Source organism: Streptomyces sp. NPDC045778, assembly GCF_056431945.1.
Window position 1 is genome coordinate 40,655 of the sequence record NZ_JBWKJZ010000002.1, and the last position, 22,208, is coordinate 62,862.

General features: G+C 70.2%; 19 protein-coding genes and 3 tRNA genes. 10 read left to right on the plus strand and 12 right to left on the minus strand.

What is annotated here, in order from left to right; all coding sequences use genetic code 11:
• Positions 1–47 precede the first annotated feature (47 nt).
• From hrpA to AC07GB_RS02895, 3 genes are all read left to right on the plus strand, one after another.
• Positions 48–3,998, plus strand: coding sequence for an ATP-dependent RNA helicase HrpA (gene hrpA, locus AC07GB_RS02885; protein ID WP_478841449.1), 3,951 nt, complete (start codon positions 48–50; stop codon positions 3,996–3,998).
• 92 nt (positions 3,999–4,090) lie between these two features.
• Positions 4,091–4,165, plus strand: a tRNA-Asp gene (locus tag AC07GB_RS02890).
• Positions 4,166–4,431: 266 nt separating this feature from the next.
• Positions 4,432–4,659 (plus strand): DUF6274 family protein, encoded by a 228-nt coding sequence (locus AC07GB_RS02895; protein WP_478841450.1) that lies wholly within the window; start codon positions 4,432–4,434, stop codon positions 4,657–4,659.
• A 525-nt stretch (positions 4,660–5,184) separates the two neighbouring features.
• Here the strand turns inward: AC07GB_RS02895 and bldC are convergent.
• Positions 5,185–5,391 (minus strand): developmental transcriptional regulator BldC, encoded by a 207-nt coding sequence (gene bldC / locus AC07GB_RS02900; protein ID WP_003949541.1) that lies wholly within the window; start codon positions 5,389–5,391, stop codon positions 5,185–5,187.
• Between the two features lie 532 nt (positions 5,392–5,923).
• Positions 5,924–6,796: a DUF8083 family protein gene (locus AC07GB_RS02905; protein ID WP_478841451.1), complete on the minus strand. Its 873-nt coding sequence runs from the start codon at positions 6,794–6,796 to the stop codon at positions 5,924–5,926.
• 236 nt (positions 6,797–7,032) lie between these two features.
• Between AC07GB_RS02905 and AC07GB_RS02910 the strand changes: the two genes are divergently transcribed.
• Complete coding sequence (locus AC07GB_RS02910) at positions 7,033–8,115, plus strand: Leu/Phe/Val dehydrogenase (RefSeq protein ID WP_478841452.1); 1,083 nt, start codon at positions 7,033–7,035, stop codon at positions 8,113–8,115.
• Positions 8,116–8,499: 384 nt separating this feature from the next.
• Complete coding sequence (locus tag AC07GB_RS02915) at positions 8,500–8,757, plus strand: DUF3073 domain-containing protein (RefSeq protein WP_399612065.1); 258 nt, start codon at positions 8,500–8,502, stop codon at positions 8,755–8,757.
• 114 nt (positions 8,758–8,871) lie between these two features.
• Here AC07GB_RS02915 and purM read toward each other — a convergent pair whose 3' ends face one another.
• The gene (purM, locus tag AC07GB_RS02920) at positions 8,872–9,954 is read right to left on the minus strand and encodes a phosphoribosylformylglycinamidine cyclo-ligase (protein ID WP_478841453.1); all 1,083 of its coding nucleotides are present in this window, start codon (positions 9,952–9,954) and stop codon (positions 8,872–8,874) included.
• A gap of 32 nt (positions 9,955–9,986) precedes the next feature.
• Positions 9,987–11,513 carry an amidophosphoribosyltransferase gene (purF, locus tag AC07GB_RS02925; RefSeq protein WP_478841454.1) on the minus strand — a complete coding sequence of 509 codons (1,527 nt, stop codon included), beginning with the start codon at positions 11,511–11,513 and terminating at the stop codon, positions 9,987–9,989.
• 260 nt (positions 11,514–11,773) lie between these two features.
• Between purF and AC07GB_RS02930 the strand changes: the two genes are divergently transcribed.
• Complete coding sequence (locus AC07GB_RS02930) at positions 11,774–11,872, plus strand: putative leader peptide (protein ID WP_478841455.1); 99 nt, start codon at positions 11,774–11,776, stop codon at positions 11,870–11,872.
• Positions 11,873–12,131: 259 nt separating this feature from the next.
• Positions 12,132–13,565 carry a sulfatase family protein gene (locus tag AC07GB_RS02935; protein ID WP_478841456.1) on the plus strand — a complete coding sequence of 478 codons (1,434 nt, stop codon included), beginning with the start codon at positions 12,132–12,134 and terminating at the stop codon, positions 13,563–13,565.
• 39 nt (positions 13,566–13,604) lie between these two features.
• Here the strand turns inward: AC07GB_RS02935 and AC07GB_RS02940 are convergent, their stop codons facing one another.
• The 8 genes from AC07GB_RS02940 to purS all read right to left on the minus strand — a co-directional run bounded on the left by AC07GB_RS02940 (position 13,605) and on the right by purS (position 21,041).
• On the minus strand, positions 13,605–14,459 hold the full coding sequence (locus tag AC07GB_RS02940; protein ID WP_478841457.1) for an META domain-containing protein: 855 nt from the start codon (positions 14,457–14,459) through the stop codon (positions 13,605–13,607).
• Positions 14,460–14,602: 143 nt separating this feature from the next.
• A complete protein-coding gene (locus AC07GB_RS02945) occupies positions 14,603–15,400 on the minus strand; it encodes a maleylpyruvate isomerase family mycothiol-dependent enzyme (protein ID WP_478841458.1) in 798 nt (265 codons plus the stop codon).
• A gap of 9 nt (positions 15,401–15,409) precedes the next feature.
• Entirely contained in the window at positions 15,410–16,087 is a 678-nt protein-coding gene (locus AC07GB_RS02950; protein ID WP_478841459.1) for a TetR/AcrR family transcriptional regulator, read from the minus strand.
• 43 nt (positions 16,088–16,130) lie between these two features.
• A complete protein-coding gene (locus AC07GB_RS02955) occupies positions 16,131–17,087 on the minus strand; it encodes a M23 family metallopeptidase (protein WP_478841460.1) in 957 nt (318 codons plus the stop codon).
• Positions 17,088–17,177: 90 nt separating this feature from the next.
• Positions 17,178–17,690, minus strand: a complete 513-nt coding sequence (locus AC07GB_RS02960) for an ArsR/SmtB family transcription factor (protein WP_478841461.1) — start codon at positions 17,688–17,690, stop codon at positions 17,178–17,180.
• 137 nt (positions 17,691–17,827) lie between these two features.
• Positions 17,828–20,092, minus strand: coding sequence for a phosphoribosylformylglycinamidine synthase subunit PurL (purL, locus tag AC07GB_RS02965; RefSeq protein WP_478841462.1), 2,265 nt, complete (start codon positions 20,090–20,092; stop codon positions 17,828–17,830).
• Positions 20,089–20,772 (minus strand): phosphoribosylformylglycinamidine synthase subunit PurQ, encoded by a 684-nt coding sequence (purQ, locus tag AC07GB_RS02970; RefSeq protein WP_478841463.1) that lies wholly within the window; start codon positions 20,770–20,772, stop codon positions 20,089–20,091. The genes purL and purQ overlap by 4 nt, the downstream gene beginning before the upstream one ends.
• Entirely contained in the window at positions 20,769–21,041 is a 273-nt protein-coding gene (gene purS, locus AC07GB_RS02975; protein WP_478841464.1) for a phosphoribosylformylglycinamidine synthase subunit PurS, read from the minus strand. The genes purQ and purS overlap by 4 nt, the downstream gene beginning before the upstream one ends.
• A gap of 432 nt (positions 21,042–21,473) precedes the next feature.
• Between purS and AC07GB_RS02980 the strand changes: the two genes are divergently transcribed.
• From AC07GB_RS02980 to AC07GB_RS02990, 3 genes are all read left to right on the plus strand, one after another.
• The gene (locus tag AC07GB_RS02980) at positions 21,474–21,791 is read left to right on the plus strand and encodes a histone-like nucleoid-structuring protein Lsr2 (RefSeq protein WP_030685668.1); all 318 of its coding nucleotides are present in this window, start codon (positions 21,474–21,476) and stop codon (positions 21,789–21,791) included.
• 144 nt (positions 21,792–21,935) lie between these two features.
• Positions 21,936–22,007 (plus strand) — tRNA-Gly (locus AC07GB_RS02985).
• Positions 22,008–22,088: 81 nt separating this feature from the next.
• Positions 22,089–22,164, plus strand: a tRNA-Gly gene (locus tag AC07GB_RS02990).
• Positions 22,165–22,208 lie beyond the last annotated feature (44 nt).

Consider the following 22,208-nt stretch of genomic DNA (forward strand, 5'->3'; position numbering starts at 1 on the left):
AAATCGGTTGGCCACCTGTGAGCACCGGGTGAGATCCTGGACCGCGTATGTCTACGCAGCCCGCCCTCACCCTCGACGCCCTCGCCCCCCGCCTGTCGGAGCTGTCGCTGCGCGACGAGCACCGCATCGGCCGGCGGCTCGAAGGTGCGCGCCGGATCCGCAAGCCCGAGGCCCGGGCCGCCGTCCTCGCCGAGATCGCGACGGACATCGACCAGGCCGTCACCAGGATGGCGGGCCGCGCCGACGGCGTGCCCGCGATCACGTACCCCGAGCAGCTCCCGGTCAGCCAGAAGAAGGACGCGATCCTGGAGGCGATCCGCGACCACCAGGTCGTGATCGTCGCGGGTGAGACGGGCTCCGGCAAGACCACCCAGATCCCGAAGGTCTGTCTGGAGCTGGGCCGGGGCGTGCGCGGCCTCATCGGCCATACGCAGCCGCGCCGCATCGCCGCCCGCACGGTCGCCGAGCGCGTCGCCGACGAGCTGGACACGCCGCTCGGCGAGGCCGTCGGCTGGAAGGTCCGCTTCACGGACCAGGTCGGCGCCAACACGTACGTGAAGCTGATGACGGACGGCATCCTGCTGGCCGAGATCCAGACGGACCGCGAGCTGCGCGCGTACGACACGATCATCATCGACGAGGCCCACGAGCGCTCGCTCAACATCGACTTCCTGCTCGGTTACCTGGCGCAGCTGCTTCCGAAGCGCCCGGACCTGAAGGTCGTGATCACCTCCGCGACGATCGACCCGGAGCGCTTCTCCCGGCACTTCGGCGACGCCCCGATCGTCGAGGTCAGCGGCCGTACGTATCCGGTGGAGGTGCGCTACCGCCCGCTCCTGGAGGAGGAGGGCGACGACCCGGACCGCGACCAGATCACCGCGATCACGGACGCGGTCGAGGAACTCCAGGCCGAGGGCAAGGGCGACATCCTGGTCTTCCTCTCCGGCGAGCGCGAGATCCGCGACACGGCGGACGCGCTGGAGAAGAAGAAGTTCAAGTTCACCGAGGTCCTGCCGCTGTACGCCCGGCTGTCGCACGCCGAGCAGCACCGCGTCTTCCAGCCGCACACGGGCAGACGGATCGTCCTCGCCACGAACGTCGCCGAGACGTCCCTGACCGTCCCGGGCATCAAGTACGTGATCGACCCGGGCACGGCCCGCATCTCGCGCTACAGCCACCGTACGAAGGTGCAGCGCCTGCCCATCGAAGCGATCAGCCAGGCCAGCGCCAACCAGCGCAAGGGCCGCTGCGGGCGTACGTCCGACGGCATCTGCATCCGCCTGTACTCCGAGGACGACTTCAACGCGCGCCCGGAGTTCACGGACGCGGAGATCCTCCGGACGAACCTGGCGTCCGTCATCCTCCAGATGACCGCGGCGGGCCTCGGCGACATCGAGAAGTTCCCGTTCATCGACCCGCCGGACCACCGCAACATCCGCGACGGCGTGCAGCTCCTCCAGGAGCTGGGCGCGCTCGACCCCGCGCAGAAGGACCCGAAGAAGCGCCTCACCCAGCAGGGCCGCAAGCTGGCGCAGCTGCCGGTGGACCCGCGCCTGGCCCGCATGGTCCTGGAGGCCGACCGGAACGGCTGCGTCCGCGAGGTCATGGTGATCGCCGCCGCCCTGTCCATCCAGGACCCGCGCGAGCGCCCCGCCGACAAGCAGGCGCAGGCCGACCAGCAGCACGCCCGGTTCAAGGACGAGACGTCGGACTTCCTGGCGTACCTCAACCTGTGGCGGTACGTGCGCGAGCAGCAGAAGGAGCTGGGCTCCTCCGCGTTCCGCCGCATGTGCAAGCGGGAGTATCTGAACTTCCTGCGCATCCGCGAGTGGCAGGACATCTACACGCAGTTGCGCACGGTCGCCAAGCAGATGGGCATCCATCTGAACGACAGCGACGCCCCCGAGAAGCAGGTGCACATCTCGCTGCTCGCGGGTCTGCTGTCGCACATCGGCATGAAGGACGTGAAGGAGGGCGCGAAGAACGAGTACCTGGGGGCGCGGAGCGCCAAGTTCGCGATCTTCCCGGGGTCGGCGCTGTTCAAGAAGCCGCCGCGCTTCGTGATGTCCGCCGAGCTGGTCGAAACGTCACGCCTGTGGGCCCGGGTGAACGCGCGCGTCGAGCCGGAGTGGGTCGAGCCGCTCGCCCAGCACCTGCTCAAGCGCACGTACAGCGAGCCGCACTGGGAGAAGGACCAGGCGGCCGTGATGGCGTACGAGAAGGTGACGCTGTACGGCGTCCCGATCGTCACCGACCGCAAGGTGAACTACGGGCGCATCGACCCCGAGGTCTCCCGCGACCTGTTCATCCGCAACGCGCTCGTCGAGGGCGACTGGCGCACGCACCACAAGTTCTTCGCCGCCAACCGCAGGCTGCTCACCGAGGTCGAGGAGCTGGAGCACCGGGCGCGGCGCCGCGACATCCTCGTCGACGACGAGACGCTCTTCGACTTCTACGACCAGCGCGTGCCCGAGGACGTGGTGTCGGGGGCGCACTTCGACTCCTGGTGGAAGAAGAAGCTCCAGGAGGGCGGCGAGGCGGCCGAGCTGCTCGACTTCGAGCGGTCCATGCTCATCAACGAGCGCGCGGGCGACGTGTCGAAGGACGACTACCCCGACGCGTGGCGGCAGGGGCCGCTGAAGTTCCGGGTGACGTACCAGTTCGAGCCGGGCGCGGACGCGGACGGCGTGACGGTCCACATCCCGCTCCAGGTGCTCAACCAGGTCTCGGCCGAGGGCTTCGACTGGCAGATCCCCGGCCTGCGCGAGGAGGTCGTCACGGAGCTGATCCGCTCCCTGCCGAAGCCGATCCGCCGCAACTACGTGCCGGCGCCGAACTACGCCAAGGAGTTCCTGAAGCGGGCGACCCCTCTCCAGGAGCCGCTGCACGTCACGCTCGCCCGTGAGCTGCAGAAAATGGTGGGCGTCCCGGTGCACGGCGACGACTTCGACCTGAGCCGTGTCCCCGACCACCTGAAGATCACCTTCCGGATCACCGACGAGCGGCGCCGCAAGCTCGCCGAGGACAAGGACCTGGAGGCCCTGAAGCTCCGGCTCAAGCCGAAGGCCCGCAAGGCCCTGTCCCAGGCCGCGGCCGCCACGGCGGAGCGCACGGGCGGCGCCACCATCGAGCGCACCGGCCTCACGGACTGGTCCATCGGCACGCTGAGCCGCGTCTTCGAAACCCGCAGGGCGGGCCAGCCGGTGAAGGCCTACCCGGCCCTCGTCGACGACGGCGACACGGTCTCCGTGCGCCTCTTCGACACCGAGGCGGAGCAGGTCCAGGCCATGTGGAAGGGCACGCGCCGGCTCATCCTGCGCAACATTCCGGTGAACCCGGCCAAGTTCGCCCAGGACAAGCTGACCAACCAGCAGAAGCTCGCCCTGTCGGCGAACCCGCACGGCTCCATGCCCGCCCTCTTCGCCGACTGCGCGACCGCCGCGGCGGACAAGCTGATCGCGGACTTCGGCGGACCGGTGTGGGACGAGGAGTCGTACCGCAAGCTCTACGAGAAGGTGCGCGCGGAGATCGTCGACACGACGGTCCGTACGGTCGCGCAGGTCCAGCAGGTCCTCGCCGCCTGGCAGGCCTGTGAGCGGCGCCTGAAGTCGACGCGCAGCCCCGCCCTGCTCGCCAACCTCCAGGACGTACGGGAGCAGCTGGACGGCCTCGTCAAGCCCGGCTTCGTCACCGCGACGGGCATCCGCAGGCTGCCGGACCTGATGCGCTACATGGTCGCCGCCGACCGCCGCCTCCAGCAGATGCCGGCGAACGCGCAGCGGGACACCACGCGCATGGAGAAGGTCCGCGAGATGCGCGACGAGTACGCCTGGCTCCTGGAGCAGCTCCCGCAGGGCCGCCCGGTCCCGCAGGAGGTCCTGGACATCCGCTGGATGATCGAGGAGCTGCGCGTCAGCTACTTCGCCCACGCGCTCGGCACGGCCTACCCCGTGTCGGACAAGCGGATCGTGAAGGCCATCGACGCGGCGGCGCCGTAACCGGTCACGCACGCAGGGTGAGTTCGACCGCTGGCCTGCACTCCTGTACAGTCCTTCTCGCAGCGCAACGCAGTACGAGCGCCGCGAAACCTGGTCCTGTGGAGCAGTTTGGAGTGCTCGCCACCCTGTCAAGGTGGAGGCCGCGGGTTCAAATCCCGTCAGGACCGCATCGGAAAGCGGGCCGCACCGTCAGGTGCGGCCCGCTTTCGCGTTCCCGGCCGGCAGGGGCCGCCGCCGGAGGCTCCGCGTCCGCCCGGCGCCCGGGGGCGAGCCCGCGCGGCGGGGCACCCGCCAGGGGCTCGCGGGGGTGAGGCACGCGCCGAGGGCCCGCGTCCAGTTGCCGCTCGCCTTCTTGACGGCGTCACATTCCCCCGGTACCCCAATCAGCAGGACCCAGGGGCCCAGGGGCGGCCACGCCCCCCGGAGGTGACGCATGACGCCAGTCCCCGCATCCGCGCGGCACGAGACACGCGCCCTGCTGCGCGCCCATCTCGCGGCGGCCTCGAGCTACCGCCACGTGACCCGGCACTGCCCCATCTGCCACCGGCTGCTGCGCCTCGCCATGGAGCCCCCGGAAGAGGCCCACGAGGTCACGGAGGCGTCTGAGGCCGCCGAGCCGCGCACCGGGCAATGCGAGGACGAAAGTCCTCCCAAGGCATGACCAAAGCCGCCGCGCCCGGCACACCCGCGGTGGGAAGCTGAGAGCCACGGGAGCGGGAGTGTTCTCCCCGTCCGGGCGCTACGCCCCATTAGCGCAAGGGCGGCAAAGGCAACAAGCCACGGTGCGTGTGACGGTAGTCACCGAATGAGTTTCGAAAACCGTTGAACTTACACCCGTCCTACAACAGGTCAATCTAATATGTGCAATTGCACCTACGGACAGAGTCTCGCGACACCTCACGATGGGCGCTGTTGAGCGGCCCTGTGAGCCGCCTTGTTGAAGCCTGGGAGAGCCTGTAGGGCGAGCGGCCCGGGCCCGGGAGGCCGGACACAAAAAAGATCGCGCTGGACCCGGCGGAGTCCAGCGCGATCGACGACGCACCCAAGTGGCTCAGGCAGGGGTCCCGTTGGGGCAGGACCCGCGTCGCATGGAGCTATGTGTCGGACGGTACGGCCGGGTTGGGGGACCCGGCAGCGACGGTGCTCTTCGTCCGATGTGTACTTCTTGCTGCGAAAACGCCCTGCGTCAGGCCTCGCTGCGCTGCTGCGGAATGCCCGCGAGCAGTGCGCGGACCTCGGCCTCGCGGTAACGGCGGTGCCCGCCGAGCGTGCGAATCGACGTGAGCTTGCCAGCCTTGGCCCAGCGCGTGACCGTCTTGGGGTCGACGCGGAACATCGTGGCAACCTCAGCCGGGGTCAGCAGCGGCTCGGCATCAGGGGTGCGAGCGGTCATGAGCGGCCTCCTCGGGAGAACCGAACCTTCTCGGTTCATTCCTCTAAATTCTGCACCTTGACCCGCGTTGCCCGAAATGGCGGACGCGAGTCGAGTCGGTTATAGGACGAACGGCTTGTCCTCGGCACTACAACTACACCATCCGTCCAGCCGCGTCGGCCAAACCGATGGAATTGCCCTCCCAGGTGTCCATCAGCGACGGAAGCCGATGGACCATGCCATAGCGGACAGTCACGTCACAGTGACGATCAGTCACAGAGCGATCAGGAGTCAACAGACCCCCCATAGCGTGCAATGCTGAGCATTCCGCCCGTAGTTGGACGGAAGGAACCCTGTCCGGACTCCTTGTCCTATTTTGGCATGAGGAAGGCCGATCGGCGCAAGGGTCAGTTAAGTGCGGTCCATCACGCTTGAGGCAAAGGCCCGGATCGGGACCTACGTCCCGGCGGCGGGACAGGGGAAAGCCCAGGATGCACTACTTCCAGGGGAAAACCGCCGGCTCGGTGTTACGGCTTCGTCAAGGAAGGCGACGTCAGTTCGAGAACTGCCGCTCCCGGACCGCGCGCCACCGCTCGACGAGGCGCACGTACGCCTCCCCCGCGCCCTCCCCGTCGCCGTCACGCAGCGCCTCGATGCCCGCGGCCACGTCCGCCGCCGAGTGGTCGCCGTCGAGTGTCTCCTCCGGCAGCGTGTGCACCAGGCCGCCGTAGTCCAGCTCGACGAGCGAGCGCGGGTGGAACTCCTCCAGCCACCGGCCGACGTCCACCAGGCCGTCGATGAGCGGCCCCTCGTCCATGGCGTTCCGCAGTGCCTTCAGGCCCCGCGCGACCCGGCGCCGGGCCTGCACCATCGGCGTGCGGTACCGCAGGACGGGCGCGGCGGCCCCGGGCGGCTCGTCCTCGCCCGCAGCGTCGGCGTACCCCTTGTCGTAGAAGCGCTCCTCGTCCGCGACCAGGACGAACCAGTTCAGCGGGACGTGCCAGGTCGCCGTGCGGATCCAGGGGCGCGCGTCGGGGTTGCGGGCCAGCCAGGCCTCGTAGTCCGCCGCGGCCTGCCGGCGCACCACCGGCGGGATGACCGCGTCCAGGACCGGCGCGGGCAGCTGCCCGGACAGCTCGTCGAGGGCCTGCCAGCCGCGCAGGCGCGTGCGCCAGGGGCAGACGCACACCACACCGTCCGCCTCGACCACGAAGGCCTCCCGGCTCTCGTGCACCGGCACCGGGATCGGCGGTGTGGGCGCCAAGTCCGCCAGCGAAGCCCGTAGTTCGTCCTGGTAGGAGGGCCGCTCCGGGCGGCGCGCGTAACGCGCCCAGTGGGTGCGCTCGGGCTCGGGGAAGGCGGCGAGCGGCTCGTACACACGCAAGTACGACGCGTACGGGACGACCACCGAGGACACCTTGGGCACGGCTCCTCCCCTCCCCCGCGTTCCGGCCGGAAAACACTGCGGATCCTGCCATGGCCGAACACCGCCGTACTGCGTCTCGCAGCCCGGGAGAGTGACGCCCGCGAAGAGGGGACAGAGTCTTGCCGACCTCCGTGCGGCGGCAGGGCCCCATGAGGCTCTACTCTCATGCCACAACGGAGCCCGCCACCCGCACGGGCGCCCGCCCAACCGCCGCTACGTAACCGGGAGTCACCACCGTGACCGATGCAACCGACGGCGTCCTGCACACCCTGTTCCAGTCGGATCAGGGGGGTCATGAGCAGGTCGTGCTGTGCCAGGACCGCGCCAGCGGACTCAAGGCCGTCATCGCCATCCACTCCACCGCCCTGGGCCCCGCCCTCGGCGGTACGCGCTTCTACCCCTACGCCACCGAGGAGGCGGCCGTCGCCGACGCGCTGAACCTCGCGCGCGGGATGTCGTACAAGAACGCCATGGCCGGTCTCGACCACGGCGGCGGCAAGGCCGTCATCATCGGCGACCCGGACAAGATCAAGAGCGATGAGCTGCTCCTGGCCTACGGCCGTTTCGTGGCCTCCCTCGGCGGCCGCTACGTGACGGCCTGCGACGTGGGCACGTACGTGGCCGACATGGACGTCGTCGCACGCGAGTGCCGCTGGACGACCGGCCGCTCCCCGGAGAACGGCGGCGCGGGCGACTCCTCGGTCCTGACCGCCTTCGGCGTCTTCCAGGGCATGCGCGCGTCCGCCGAGACGCTGTGGGGCGCGCCCACGCTGCGCGGCCGCAAGGTCGGCGTCGCGGGCGTCGGCAAGGTCGGGCACATCCTCGTCGAGCACCTCGTCGAGGACGGCGCCGAGGTCGTGGTCACGGATGTGCGCGAGGAGTCCGTACGCCGCATCACGGACAAGCACCCGCAGGTCACCGCGGTCGCCGACACCGAGGCCCTGATCCGCACCGAGGGCCTCGACGTGTACGCGCCGTGCGCGCTCGGCGGCGCGCTCGACGACGACACCGTGCCGGTCCTCACCGCGAAGGTGGTGTGCGGCGCGGCCAACAACCAGCTCGCGCACCCCGGCGTCGAGAAGGACCTCGCCGACCGCGGCATCCTCTACGCCCCGGACTACGTGGTGAACGCGGGCGGCGTGATCCAGGTCGCCGACGAGCTGCACGGCTTCGACTTCGACCGCTGCAAGGCGAAGGCGTCGAAGATCTACGACACCACGCTCGCCATCTTCGCTCGCGCGAAGGCGGATGGCATCCCGCCCGCCGCAGCGGCCGACAGGATCGCCGAGCAGCGCATCGCGGAGGCCCGCCGCCGCTGACGCGTACCGGGCGAAAGGCTGCGGAAAGTGTCCGAAAGCATACGGAACGCGGCCCCGGGACAACTGAAAACGGCCTTCAGAACGGCCTGATTGGGCCCTGACAAGGCCCTCGTAGGGGCCCGCCGGCGTCATCGGGAGACAAGACTCACGCCCGTCGGCGGGTCGCCCGCCAAGAAGAGGTTAAAATCGCAGCTGACCAGCGAGGAAAGGGCTCCTTGCCGGTCGTGCGCCCAGGCGCGTCCTGCGGGCGACGTACCGTATGGCCGCAGGAACAGGTACCGTGGAAGCCCTACGGACCGGTCTCTCCACGGAGAGCCCGTTCCGGATCATGAACGCGTGTCAAGACTCTGGGGCCATGAGCCCCGATACCGAGGGGGTCGAGCCATGGGGCGCGGCCGGGCCAAGGCCAAGCAGACAAAGGTCGCCCGCCAGCTGAAGTACAACAGCGGCGGGACTGACCTGTCGCGTCTGGCCAACGAGCTGGGCGCTTCGACTTCGCAGCAGCCGCCGAATGGCGAGCCGTTCGAGGACGAGGACGACGAAGACCCGTACGCGCAGTACGCGGATCTGTACAACACCGACGACGATGACGACGAGGACGCCGGCGAGTCCGGCCCCTCGCAGCAGCGCCGCGGCGCTTGACCTCGTAGTTCGGTACTTCCCGCGGTAGCGTCCGCACCTCTCGCGGACGGCGGGACAACGCACTTCACCCGGTCCGGGCAGCTTGCCGGACCGGGTTTCGTGCTGTCCGGTGGGTTACTTGGCGTAGTCGCCCGTCAGCTCGGCGCCCGTGGCGTGGTCGCCGCGGTCGGTGATCTCGCCCGCGACCCAGGAGTCGACGCCGCGGTCGGCGAGCGTCGCCAGGGCCACGTCCACCGACTCCTCGGGCACGACGGCGATCATGCCCACGCCCATGTTCAGGGTCTTCTCCAGCTCCAGGCGCTCGACCTGCCCGGCCTTGCCGACGAGGTCGAAGACGGCGCCCGGCGCCCAGGTGGAGCGGTCCACGGTGGCGTGCAGGCCGTCCGGGATCACCCGGGCCAGGTTCGCCGCGAGGCCGCCTCCGGTGACGTGGCTGAACGCGTGCACGTCGGTGGTGCGGGTCAGCGCCAGACAGTCCAGGGAGTAGATCCTGGTGGGCTCCAGGAGTTCCTCGCCGAGCGTGCGGCCGAACTCCTCGACCTGCTGGTCCAGGGTCATCTTCGCGCGGTCGAAGACCACGTGCCGAACCAGCGAGTACCCGTTGGAGTGAAGACCGGAGGACGCCATGGCGATCACCGCGTCACCCTTACGGATGCGATCGGGGCCGAGCACCCGGTCGGCCTCCACGGCGCCCGTGCCCGCGCCGGCGACGTCGAAGTCGTCCGGGCCGAGCAGGCCCGGGTGTTCGGCCGTCTCGCCGCCCACGAGCGCGCAGCCCGCGAGGACGCAGCCCTCGGCGATGCCCTTGACGATGGCGGCGACGCGCTCCGGGTGGACCTTGCCGACGCAGATGTAGTCGGTCATGAACAGCGGCTCGGCGCCGCACACCACGATGTCGTCCATGACCATCGCGACCAGGTCGTGGCCGATGGTGTCGTACACGCCGAGCTGCCGGGCGAGGTCGACCTTGGTGCCGACGCCGTCCGTCGCGGAGGCGAGCAGCGGCCGATCGAAGCGCTTGAGCGCGGAGGCGTCGAAGAGCCCGGCGAAGCCGCCGAGGCCGCCGAGGCCCGCCACCTCCGGGCGCTGGGTCTTCTTGACCCACTCCTTCATCAGCTCGACGGCGCGGTCGCCCGCCTCGATGTCGACGCCCGCCGCGGCGTAGGAGGCACCAGTACCAGCAGTTGTCTCAGACATTGCCCGGGATCTTTCGGTGTTGACGATGGGGCTCAGGGGCGACGGATCGCGTCGGCGGCGGCCGTGGCCGCCGGGCCCGCGGCCAGCTCCGTCTCCAGGAGCTGCTTGCCGAGCAGCTCGGGGTCGGGCAGCTCCATCGGGTACTCGCCGTCGAAGCAGGCGCGGCACAGGTCCGGCTTGTCGATGGTGGTCGCCTCGATCATGCCGTCGATGGAGATGTACGAGAGCGAGTCGGCACCGAGCGACGTGGCGATCTCGTCCACGGTCATGCCGTTGGCGATCAGCTCGGCGCGGGTCGCGAAGTCGATGCCGAAGAAGCAGGGCCACTTCACGGGGGGAGAGGAGATGCGGATGTGCACCTCGGCGGCGCCCGCCTCGCGGAGCATCTTGACCAGGGCGCGCTGGGTGTTGCCGCGGACGATCGAGTCGTCGACGACCACCAGGCGCTTGCCCTTGATGACTTCCTTGAGGGGGTTCAGCTTCAGCCGGATGCCCAGCTGGCGGATGGTCTGGGAGGGCTGGATGAAGGTCCGCCCGACATAGGCGTTCTTGACGAGGCCGGCGCCGAAGGGGATGCCCGAGGCCTCCGCGTAGCCGATCGCGGCGGGGGTGCCGGACTCGGGGGTCGCTATGACGAGGTCCGCGTCGACCGGCGCTTCCTTGGCCAGTTTCCGCCCCATCTCGACGCGCGAGAGGTAGACGTTGCGCCCCGCGATGTCGGTGTCGGGACGGGCCAGGTAGACGTACTCGAAGACACAGCCCTTGGGCTTCGCTTCCGCGAATCGAGAGGTCCTGAGGCCGTTCTCGTCGATGGCGACGAACTCGCCCGGCTCGATCTCGCGGACGAAGCTGGCGCCGCAGATGTCGAGCGCGGCGGACTCCGACGCCACGACCCAGCCGCGCTCCAGGCGGCCGAGGACCAGCGGGCGGATGCCCTGCGGGTCACGGGCGGCGTACAGCGTGTGCTCGTCCATGAAGACGAGGCTGAAGGCGCCCCGCACCTGCGGCAGGACCGCGGCCGCGGCTTCCTCTATGGTCAGCGGCTTGCCGTCGGCGTCGGTCTGGCCCGCGAGCAGCGCGGTGACCAGGTCCGTGTCGTTGGTCGCGGCGACCTGGGTCGCGCGGCCGTTCTCCTTGGGCAGGGCGGCGACCAGCTCGGCGAGCTGGGCCGTGTTGACGAGGTTGCCGTTGTGGCCGAGGGCGATGGAGCCGTGGGCCGTGGCGCGGAACGTGGGCTGGGCGTTCTCCCAGACGGAGGCTCCGGTGGTCGAGTAGCGGGCGTGTCCGACCGCGATGTGACCCTGGAGGGAGCCGAGGGAGGTTTCGTCGAAGACCTGGGACACGAGGCCCATGTCCTTGAAGACGAGGATCTGGGAGCCGTTGCTGACCGCGATTCCCGCGGATTCCTGACCCCGATGCTGGAGGGCGTAGAGCCCGAAGTACGTGAGCTTTGCGACCTCTTCGCCCGGAGCCCAGACACCGAAGACGCCACAAGCGTCCTGGGGGCCTTTCTCGCCGGGGAGCAGATCGTGATTGAGTCGACCGTCACCACGTGGCACGGCACCGAGTGTAGGCGAGATCGACCACTGGTCCGAATTGGGGATACGGGTCCTGTACGGAGCGTAGGCGGGGGCTTGACGGGGGCCCGGAAGGGCGTGGCCGCATATGTACGTTCCTCCAGGCGGCCTGTTTGCGGACCTCCTGGCGGACGCCTTCCCGATCTTGTTCCGGCCGGGTTGCTTCGGCCGTGCGAAGGGCTCGTGAACAGGCACGACAGTGCATTGACAGCCCTCCGCCGGCTCCGCGAGGCTCCTGGTTCATGCAGCCCTTCGGTGACCCGCTGACGGTCCCGCTCGTGTGGCGCCGCCATGTGGATCTGGCCCGCGTCGCGAGCGCGATCTGTCGTTTCGGCGCTTGAGCGGGCCTTTCATTTCGCCCTGTTTCAGGGCGGTTTGACCTTCTTGGTCGTGGGACGTTTGTCACGCTGAAACGTTCCCCCTTCGGGGCGCTTCGGGGGCTTTCCGCCCCAGCCGTCCCGCTTCGCGCGCGCTCCGGCGCGCTTCTCGCGCCCCTTCCGGGGCGCCCCTCCGCCCTTTCCGGCCGCACCCCCGCCGCTTCACCTCGGGGGGCTTCGCCGCGCCCCCGCGACGGGGGCCCTTCCTGCCCAGGAGCCCTTTGTGCCTTCGTACGAGAGTCCGCTGTCCCGGCGCGCCTTCACCGGGGGTGTGGCGGGCGCCGCCACCGCCGTCGGGATCGGTGCGGGCGAGGCCGTCGCCGCGCCCGTCGCGTCCCCTGTCGCGGCCCCCGCCGAGCGGCCCTTCGCCGCCCGCGAGCGGCACGACGGGAGGGCCGGGCGGCGGCCCAACATCCTCTTCGTCCTCGGCGACGACCTCGGCTGGGCCGACCTGTCGTCCTACGGCTCGCCGCACATCAGGACCCCGCACCTGGACCGCCTCGCCCGCCAGGGCGTGCGCTTCACCCAGGCCTACTCCGGCTCGGCGACCTGCTCCCCCACCCGCTTCAGCCTGTACACGGGGCGCTTCCCCGGGCGGACGAAGGGCGGGCTCGCCGAGCCCATCGCGGACAAGTCGGCGGGCCTGGAGCCGACCCACCCCACGCTCGCCTCGCTGCTGCGCGGCGCCGGGTACGCGACCGCCCTGATCGGCAAGTGGCACTGCGGCTACCTGCCGGACTACTCGCCCACCAGGTCGGGCTGGGACGAGTTCTTCGGGAACTTCGGCGGGGCCCTGGAGTACTACTCCAAGCTCGGCCTGGCCGGCGAGTACGACCTGTACGAGGGCGACGCGACCTACAAGGACCTGCGCTACTACACGCGGATCCTCACCGAGCGGGCCAGTGAGTACGTCCGGCGCGAGCACGACCGGCCGTGGCTGCTCAACCTGAACTTCACCACCCCGCACTGGCCGTGGATAGCCGACGGCGACACCGAGGCGAGCGCGGAGGTCGTACGGCGGATCGAGGCCGGGGAGCGCGGTGCCCTCCAGCACCGGGACGGCGGATCGGTCGCCAAGTACACGGAGATGGTGCAGGACCTGGACCGCTCGGTCGGGCACGTGCTGCACGCCCTGAAGAAGTCCGGCCAGGAGCGCGACACCCTGGTCTTCTTCGCCTCCGACAACGGCGGCGAGCGCTTCTCCTACAACTGGCCGCTGTCCGGGAACAAGGGCTCGCTACGGGAGGGCGGCATCCGGGTGCCGACCATCCTGCGCTGGCCCGCCCGTCTGGACGGCGGGCAGGTCAGTGACCTGCCCGTGTACACGCCCGACTGGACGGCGACGCTGCTGGAACTCGCCGGGGCGCGGCCCGATCCGGCCCGGCCGCTCGACGGCACGAGCCTGGCCCCGTACTTGCTGCGCGGCACGGAGCCGGGCGAGCGGGACCTGTTCTGGCGGGTGCGGGGCGAGCGGGCGCTGCGGCGCGGGCCGTGGAAGTACTACCGCGGCAAGGGCGGCGCGGACCAGCTCTTCCACCTGGGCCGCGACCAGCGGGAACAGGCGGACCTGGCGGGCCGGGAGCCGGCACTCCTCGCGGAGCTGCGGACGGCGTGGGAGCGGACGGATGCGGGGCTGCTGCCGTATCCGGCGGCGTGAGCCGCCGTATCGACGGCGGGAGGGCCGCAGGGGGGTGGGCTACTTCTTCGTGTTGGCGTCCACCGTCGCGGTCGCCGTCACGACCGTGCCGTCCTTGGCCGTGAGCGTGAGGGTGTCGTCCTCGACCTCGTACCGGGTCTTGCCGTCGAACAGCTTGAGCAGGTCGCTCTCCGTCTTCTCCCTGGGGCCGACGCACATCATGCGGGTCAGCTTCGGCGCGCCCAGGGCGAGGGTGCCGTCGTGCGCCTCGGCCTTGCCGGTCACGCCGTTGCAGCCGAGGTTGCCGCGCACGGTGCCGTCCTTGCCGAAGACCAGCCGGGCCTTGCCCGCGACCTGCTTCGGCAGGGGCCGCGCCGACTCACCCTTGCCCACGGCGTCCACGGTCCAGGTCGTGCCCTGGAGCGGGGCGTCGGGGGCCGCGGGGCCGCTGGTCAGGGCGATGCGGTCGCCCTTGGTGTTGGTGAGGGTCAGGCGGTCGTCGTCGACGCTGGCCTTGAGCTTGCCGTCGATGGCACGGGCGAGGCTGTTCTCGAAGTCGAGGGCATCGCAGGCGATCTCGGTGTGGACGCCGGGCTTGAAGTCGACGGTGTCGCCCTTGACGGAGACGTCGGCGCCGTAGCCGTTGCAGCCGAAGTGGCCGCCGGCGCCGCCCTTGCCGCCGAGCCGTACGTAGACGTCGTCCGGGGCCTTCTGCTTCTTGCCGTCGACGGTGAGGCTCTCGACGTTCCACCGCACGCCGGTCAGGGGCACCTTGGCGCCGACGGAACCGGAGTCACCTTTGCCGGACTTGCCGGACTTGCCGGAATCCTTCGATCCGGACTCCGAGCCGCAGGCGGCGAGCAGACCTGCGGCGACGAGGACGGTGAGGGTCTGGGTTACGCGCTGCTTGTACATGTCACTGTGACGGGACGACGGGCGGACCGGTTCCCTCACCGGCCGTCGGCCGCGCGTCCTGCACCCGCGCCTCAGGAGCCTCGTAGGCGTCGTAGGCGTCGTAGGCGTCGTAGGCCTCGTAGGCCTCGTAGGCCTCGTACCGGCTACGACATCAGCGGCAGGAGCCCGCCCAGATCCGCCCGTTCGCCGCTCGCGCTGACCTTCGCCGCGTCGCGGGCGGCGGCCCAGGTCGTCCGGCCCGTCGCGAGCCGGATCCACGTCAACGGGTCGGTCTCGACGACGTTCGGCGGGGTGCCGCGGGTGTGCCGGGGCCCCTCGACGCACTGCACCACGGCGTACGGCGGAATCCGCACCTCCACCGAGCCGCCGGGGGCCTTGACGGCGAGGGTGTCGGCGAGCAGCCGGGTGCAGGCGGCCAGGGCCTGGCGGTCGTACGGGACGTCGAGGCCGGGCACGGCGTCGTTCAGGTCGTCGGTGTGGACGACGAGTTCGACGGTGCGTGTGACCAGGAAGTCGGCGAGGGTCATGCCGCCGAAGCGCATCTGGACGACGCGGCTGCCGGGGGCGTCGGGTAGCGCGTCGGCGAGCCGGTCGACGGCCTGCCCGAACAAGGCGTCGAGGTCCGCGCCCCCGCCCACGATCCCGCGCACGTCCTCGTCGACCTGGCCGGCTGCCGCCGAGGTCTGGAACGCCCAGTTCTGCAAGGTGACATCGGCCTTGGCCGGAGCGGGCGCGGCAAGCGCGCGGGCGACCGCGCCGAGCGACATCGTCAGATGCGCGGCCAGTTCGCGCACGCTCCAGTCGCCGAGCCTGGTGGGCCGGGCGAGTTGCTCGTCCGAGAGCCCGGCGACCGCCTCGCGCGCGGTCGCGAACTGGGCGAGGACGGCGGTGCGGGTCTTCGTCTGGTCGTAGGCGCGGGCGCGCTTCTTGGCCGGTGGCATAGCCGGAGCCTAAGCCTTGACGGCGAACCCGCTGAGGCCTTTTTCCAGCAGGTCGAAGGCGGCGCGGGCGAGCCGGTCGGCGTCCGCCGCGATCGTGGCGAGCGGCTCCCCCGCCAGGCGGCGGCGCATGGCGTCCGCACAGACCGCGTTGCGTACGCCGATGAGCTGCGCGGCGGCGACCTGGGCGAGCACCGGCTCGACGGTCTCCTCGGCGAGGACGTCGGCGAGCAGGGTCTGGCCCCGCATGTGGAAGTCGTGCGCCCGCTTGAGCAGCACCGGTGTCTCCAGGACGAGGCGCAGCGTCTGCAAGGAGCGCTGGTCGTCGCTGAGGCCGACGGCCGGGGAGCGCTCCGCGATCGCGCCGAGCAGCTGGCGGCGCAGGGCGTCCACGGCGGACTCGCCGGGGGCACGGCCGCGCACCGCGTCCGCGGCGTCGGCGACGTGCTCCTCCATCGGCCCGAGGACCAGGTCCTCCTTCGTACCGAAGTAGTTGAAGACGGTCATCTTCGATACGTCGGCGGCCTCGGCGATCTCGGCGACGGACACTTTGTCGAAGCCGCGCTCGACGAAGAGGTCCACCGCGGCCCGCCAGATGCGCTCGGCGGTCTGCCGCTTCTTCCGCTCGCGCAGACCCGGCCGCGTGGCCTGGGGCGCCTCGACGGCGGCCGGCGCGTCTCTCTGTGCCATGCTCCGCATTGTATGCGGATGATTTTTGGCCGGGATCAAACATTTACCGGGTCATGGATTCATCGGCCTTGGCGGGTACGTCCGCGGCGGCCTCGGCCGGGTCGGGTGCGTCGGCTGCGCCGGCCGCGTCGGCCGCGTCGGCCGCGTCCGTCGCGTCCGTCGCGTCCGTCGCGTCGGCGGGCGCGGGCACCGTGAAGACCTCCCTGTTCGCGGGCACCCCCACCCCGCGCCACCGGAACGGGATCCCGCGCGCCGAGACGACGTCGGGGCCGTCCATCAGCTGGAAGTGCACGTGCGGCTCGGTGGAGTTGCCGGAGTTGCCGCACTGCCCGATGACCTGGCCCACGCGCACCCGGTCACCGGCGCGCACGGTGAGGGAGCCGCGCCGCACGTGCGCGTACATCGCGTGGGTGCCGTCGCCGAGGTCGAGGACGACGTGGTTGCCGATCACGCGGCGGGCCGGGGACACGGAGCGCGCCACAGCCTCGATGAAGAAGAAGTACAGGAGCGCGAGCAGGGAGTTGCGGCTGAGGTGATCGCGCTGGCTGTCCTCCGCGCGCACGACGGTCGCGTCGGCGACGGCGAGCAGCGGGGCACCGAAGGCGGGGAAGGCCCGGTTGCCCCGCGCCACGGGCCAGAGCCAGGCGAAGCCGGGCCGCGCGTTCTTCCCGGAGTCGTCGCCCTCGGCCGTGATGTCGATGGCGTACGTCTGGGCGAGGCCGTGCGTGCCGTGGCTCGGCACCTTGTCGGCCGGGCTGTTGAGCGCGGACCAGCGGCCGGTGACCGGGGCCTCGACCTCGACGGGCTCCGGCGGGGCGGCCACGATCCGCTGCCGCACCGTTCGCCTCAGCAGCAGGCTGATGGTGATGGCGGCGACCACGGGGAGCCAGCCCAGCCAGTAGTTGTACGGCAGGTCCACGAAGAACCCGGCGATCGCCTGCACGAAGAAGACCAGCCACAGCAGACGGCTGAGGACGGCGGCGAGCTTGCGTATGGACACGGTTGTTCCCCCTGTGGACACGGTTTCCGCCTGTGGACTCGGTTGTTCCGCCTGTGGACTCGGTTGTTCCGCCTGGCGGGTTCGGCGCGGTCAGGGCCGGGCGGCGGCGATGAGGACGAGCAGCGGCACCACGCGCCCCGCCGGTACCTCGTATCGGCCGCGGGCCGTGGTGTGCAGCCAGCCCGCGCCGGTGAGCTGGCGCAGGTGGTGGTAGATCTGGCCGGTCGTGCCGACCCCGTCGAGCGCGGCCAGCTCCGCGACGGCGCGGCGGCCGCCGAGGATCTCGCGCAGCAGCCTCAGCCGCACGCCGTGACCGAGCGCGGCGAAGGAGTCGGCCGCGTCGGACCAGTCGCCGTCGAGGAGCGCCTCGGTGAACTGGCCGGTCTGCCAGTCGTACCGCTCTCCGGTCGGCAGCCGCACCGCCCCCGTGTACAGCACGCCGCCGTCGGCTGCCTTGTGCTCGGCGAGCTGCGCCTTCAGGCCCTCCAGGGCCCAGAAGTCGCTCTCGCTGACGGTGGGCGCGGCCCCTTCGCGGTCGCGGCCCGCGCTCTCCAGCGCCGCCATGCGCCGTTCGAGGTCGGCGACGCGTTCTTCCAGCTCCATGAGCCCATGTTACGTAATTACGTAATTCCAAACACGCGCGAAAGGGCGAAAGGGCGAACGGCGTCCGGCAACGACAGAGCCCCCGCCCGGACCAGGTCCGGGCGGGGGCTCGTCGAGCGGGTGTCGTCCTGGGCGTCCTAGGCGAAGAGCCCGGGGATCGTCTCCGCGTGGGCCGTGCGCAGCTCGCTCAGCTCCAGCGCGAACTGGCCCTGCACCTCCACGGCGTCACCGTCCACGACACCGATGCGCGTGGCCGGGAGCCCCCGGGCGCCGCACATGTCGGTGAACCGCAGCTCCTCGCTGCGCGGCACGGACACGACCGCGCGCCCCGCCGACTCGGAGAACAGGAAGGTGAAGGGGTCCAGGCCGTCCGGCACGACCAGGCGCGCGCCCTTGTCGCCGCGCAGGCACGACTCCACGACGGCCTGCACCAGACCGCCGTCCGACAGGTCGTGCGCGGCGTCGACCATGCCGTCGCGCGAGGCCGAGATCAGGATTTCGGCGAGCAGCCGCTCGCGCTCCAGGTCGACCTTGGGCGGCAGGCCGCCGAGGTGGTCGTGGATCACCTGCGACCAGGCCGAGCCGCCGAACTCCTCGGCGGTGTCGCCGAGCAGGTAGAGGAGCTGGCCCTCCTCCTTGAAGGCGATCGGCGTGCGGCGCGTGACGTCGTCGATGACGCCGAGCACGGCCACGACCGGGGTCGGGTGGATCGCCGTCTCACCGGTCTGGTTGTACAGCGAGACGTTGCCACCGGTGACCGGCGTGCCGAGCGCCAGGCAGCCGTCCGCCAGGCCGCGCGTGGCCTCGGCGAACTGCCACATCACGGCCGGGTCCTCGGGCGAGCCGAAGTTCAGGCAGTTGGAGATGGCGAGCGGCTTGGCGCCGGAGGCCGCGACGTTGCGGTACGACTCGGCGAGGGCGAGCTGCGCGCCCGCGTACGGGTCGAGCTTCGCGTACCGGCCGTTGCCGTCGGTGGCCATGGCGACGCCGAGGTTGGTGTCCTCGTCGACGCGGACCATGCCCGCGTCCTCGGGCTGGGCGAGGATCGTGTTGCCCTGCACGAAGCGGTCGTACTGGTCGGTGATCCACGCCTTGGAGGCCTGGTTCGGGGACGCCACGACCTTCAGGACCTGGTCCTTCAGCTCCTCGGCGGTCGCCGGGCGCGGCAGCTTGCCCGCGTCGTCGGCCTGGAGGGCGTCCTGCCAGCTGGGGCGCTCGAAGGGGCGGTGGTAGACCGGGCCCTCGTGCGCGACCGTGCGCGGCGGCACGTCCACGATCTGCTCGCCGTGCCAGAAGATCTCCAGGCGCTCGCCGTCCGTCACCTCACCGATGACGGTCGCGATGACGTCCCACTTCTCGCAGATCTCCATGAACCGGTCGACCTTGTCCGGCTCGACGATCGCGCACATGCGTTCCTGCGACTCGCTCATGAGGATCTCCTCCGGCGAGAGCGAGGAGTCGCGCAGCGGGACGGTGTCCAGCTCGACGCGCATGCCGCCGGAACCGGCCGAGGCCAGCTCACTGGTGGCACAGGAGAGCCCGGCGCCGCCGAGGTCCTGGATGCCGTCGACCAGCTTCTCCTTGAAGATCTCCAGGGTGCACTCGATGAGGAGCTTCTCCTGGAAGGGGTCGCCGACCTGGACGGCCGGGCGCTTGGCCGGACCCGTCGACTCGAAGGTCTCCGACGCCAGGACGGACACGCCGCCGATGCCGTCGCCGCCCGTGCGGGCGCCGTACAGGATGACCTTGTTGCCCGCGCCCGAGGCCTTCGCGAGGTGGATGTCCTCGTGCTTCATCACGCCGATGCAGCCGGCGTTGACCAGCGGGTTGCCCTGGTAGCAGGGGTCGAAGACGACCTCGCCGCCGATGTTCGGCAGGCCCAGGCAGTTGCCGTAGCCGCCGATGCCCGCGACCACGCCGGGAAGGACGCGCTTGGTGTCGGGGTGGTCGGCGGCGCCGAAGCGCAGCGGGTCCACGACCGCGACCGGGCGCGCGCCCATCGCGAGGATGTCGCGCACGATGCCGCCGACGCCGGTCGCGGCGCCCTGGTACGGCTCGATGTACGAGGGGTGGTTGTGCGACTCGACCTTGAAGGTGACCGCGTAGCCCTGGCCGACGTCCACGACGCCCGCGTTCTCGCCGATGCCGACGAGCATCGCGCCCCCACCCGGTGTATCAGCCTCCGGGACCTTCTCGCCGAACTGCTTCAGATGGACCTTGCTGCTCTTGTACGAGCAGTGCTCGGACCACATGACGGAGTACATGGCCAGTTCGGCGCCGGTCGGGCGGCGGCCGAGGATCTCGCGGATGCGCGCGTACTCGTCCTCCTTGAGGCCCAGTTCGGCCCAGGGGAGCGCGGTCTCCGGGGTCCCCGCCGCGTGCTTGACGGTGTCGAGGGTCATCGGGCGTCCACCAGTTTCTTCAGGATCGAGGTGAAGAACCCCAGGCCGTCCGTGCCGCCGGTCCCGGTCAGCGGCTCCACCGCGTGCTCGGGGTGCGGCATGAGGCCGACGACGTTGCCCGCCTCGTTCGTGATGCCCGCGATGTCGCGCAGCGAGCCGTTCGGGTTCATGTCCAGATAGCGGAAGGCGACGCGGCCCTCGGCCTCCAGCATGTCGAGGGTGCGCTCGTCGGCGACGTAGCGTCCGTCGATGTTCTTCAGCGGGATGGAGATCTCCTGGCCCGCCTCGTAGTCGGCGGTCCAGGCGGTCCTGTCGGTCTCGACCCGCAGCTTCTGGTCGCGGCAGATGAAGTGCAGGTGGTTGTTCCGCAGCATCGCGCCGGGCAGCAGGTGCGACTCGGTCAGGACCTGGAAGCCGTTGCAGATGCCGAGGACCGGCATTCCCGCCTTGGCCTGGTCGATGACCGACTCCATGACGGGCGAGAAACGCGAGATGGCGCCGGCCCGCAGATAGTCGCCGTAACTGAATCCGCCGGGCAGCACCACGGCGTCGACCTGCTTGAGGTCCTTGTCCCGGTGCCACAGCGGCACGGCCTCGGCGCCCGCGACGCGCACGGCGCGCTGGGTGTCACGGTCGTCCAGGGTTCCCGGAAAAGTGACGACTCCGATTCGGGCAGTCACTTCTGGGCTCCCGTGGCGCTCTCGGCGGCCTCCACCTTTACGACGAAGTCCTCGATCACCGTGTTGGCGAGGAAGGTTTCCGCCAACTCGTGGATACGGGCGAGCGCGGCGTCGTCCACCGGCCCGTCCACTTCGAGTTCGAAGCGCTTTCCCTGACGTACATCGGAGATGCCCTGGAATCCGAGGCGCGGCAGTGCACGCTGCACCGCCTGTCCCTGGGGGTCGAGGATCTCCGGCTTGAGCATGACGTCGACTACGACGCGTGCCACTGGCACTCCCGGTGTGTGGTGCTTGCGTGTGCTGCCAGGCGTGGTGCTGAGCAGGTTCCTTCAGACTACCCGTACAAAATTTCTACCCGCGTAGATTCGTAGCAACATACGTGACCCCAGTCACTCGGGCTCGATGGTCCGCTGGTCATCCGGGTGTCGCTCCCGGCCCGTACGCGAAAAATCCTGGAAAAGATCACAGCTCGCCATTGCGCCCGGCACCCCGCCCCGGACAGTCTGCTGACGTGCGCCCAGGGGCGGCATTCCCGGCGACCCGCCGCCGGAACACGCGGTGAGATTTAGCCGACTTCCCCCTTCATTGCCAGGCCCTGTACAAAGGAATTGGCACTAGCCGATACTTTGTCCCAAAACTGCCGGACAGTCGGCATCAGCGCATGTCATATGCGGTGGCGTCGCACGAAAGGACCGATATTCGTGGCGCAGCGTGTCGTGGTCACTCTCTATGACGACATCGACGGCTCAGAAGCGGCGGAAACGGTCGCCTTCGGTCTCGACGGAAGGTCGTACGAGATCGACCTCAACGAAACCAATGCCGAGAAACTTCGCAAGGTGCTGGCCCCCTACCTCCAGGCGGCTCGCAAGAAGTCGAAGTCCGGCAAGGTCTACCGGCACACGGCGGTGACGGCCGACCCCGCCGCCGTGCGCGCCTGGGCCCGCTCCCACCAGCTCGACGTGCCGCCCCGTGGGCGCATCCCGAAGAAGGTGTACGAGGCCTTCGAAGCCGCCAACTGATCTCCGGCCGGGCCCCCGCCGACCCCGGCCGGCCGGCCTCTCCGGGGGTGCCGCGCAGCCGACTTGCGCGGCACCCCCGGTGATCAGCTAAAGTCTGGAGCACGCCGAGGGGCCAGGCCGAAAAGCCGAATCCCACAGCAGCGTGCGGGTGTAGTTCAGTAGTAGAACATCCCCCTTCCAGGGGGAAGGCGCAGTGTGCGATCCCTGTCACCCGCTCTGCATCCAGTGACCGACCACCCTTCCGGGTGCGGTAGGCTGGTGCTCGCACCGATCGGTGAAAGCCGGTCGGGAGCAGATGCGAACGTAGCTCAGTTGGTAGAGCGCAACCTTGCCAAGGTTGAGGTCGCGAGTTCGAACCTCGTCGTTCGCTCCACAAGAAGAAGCCCGGTACCTCAGGTACCGGGCTTCTCGCTGTCC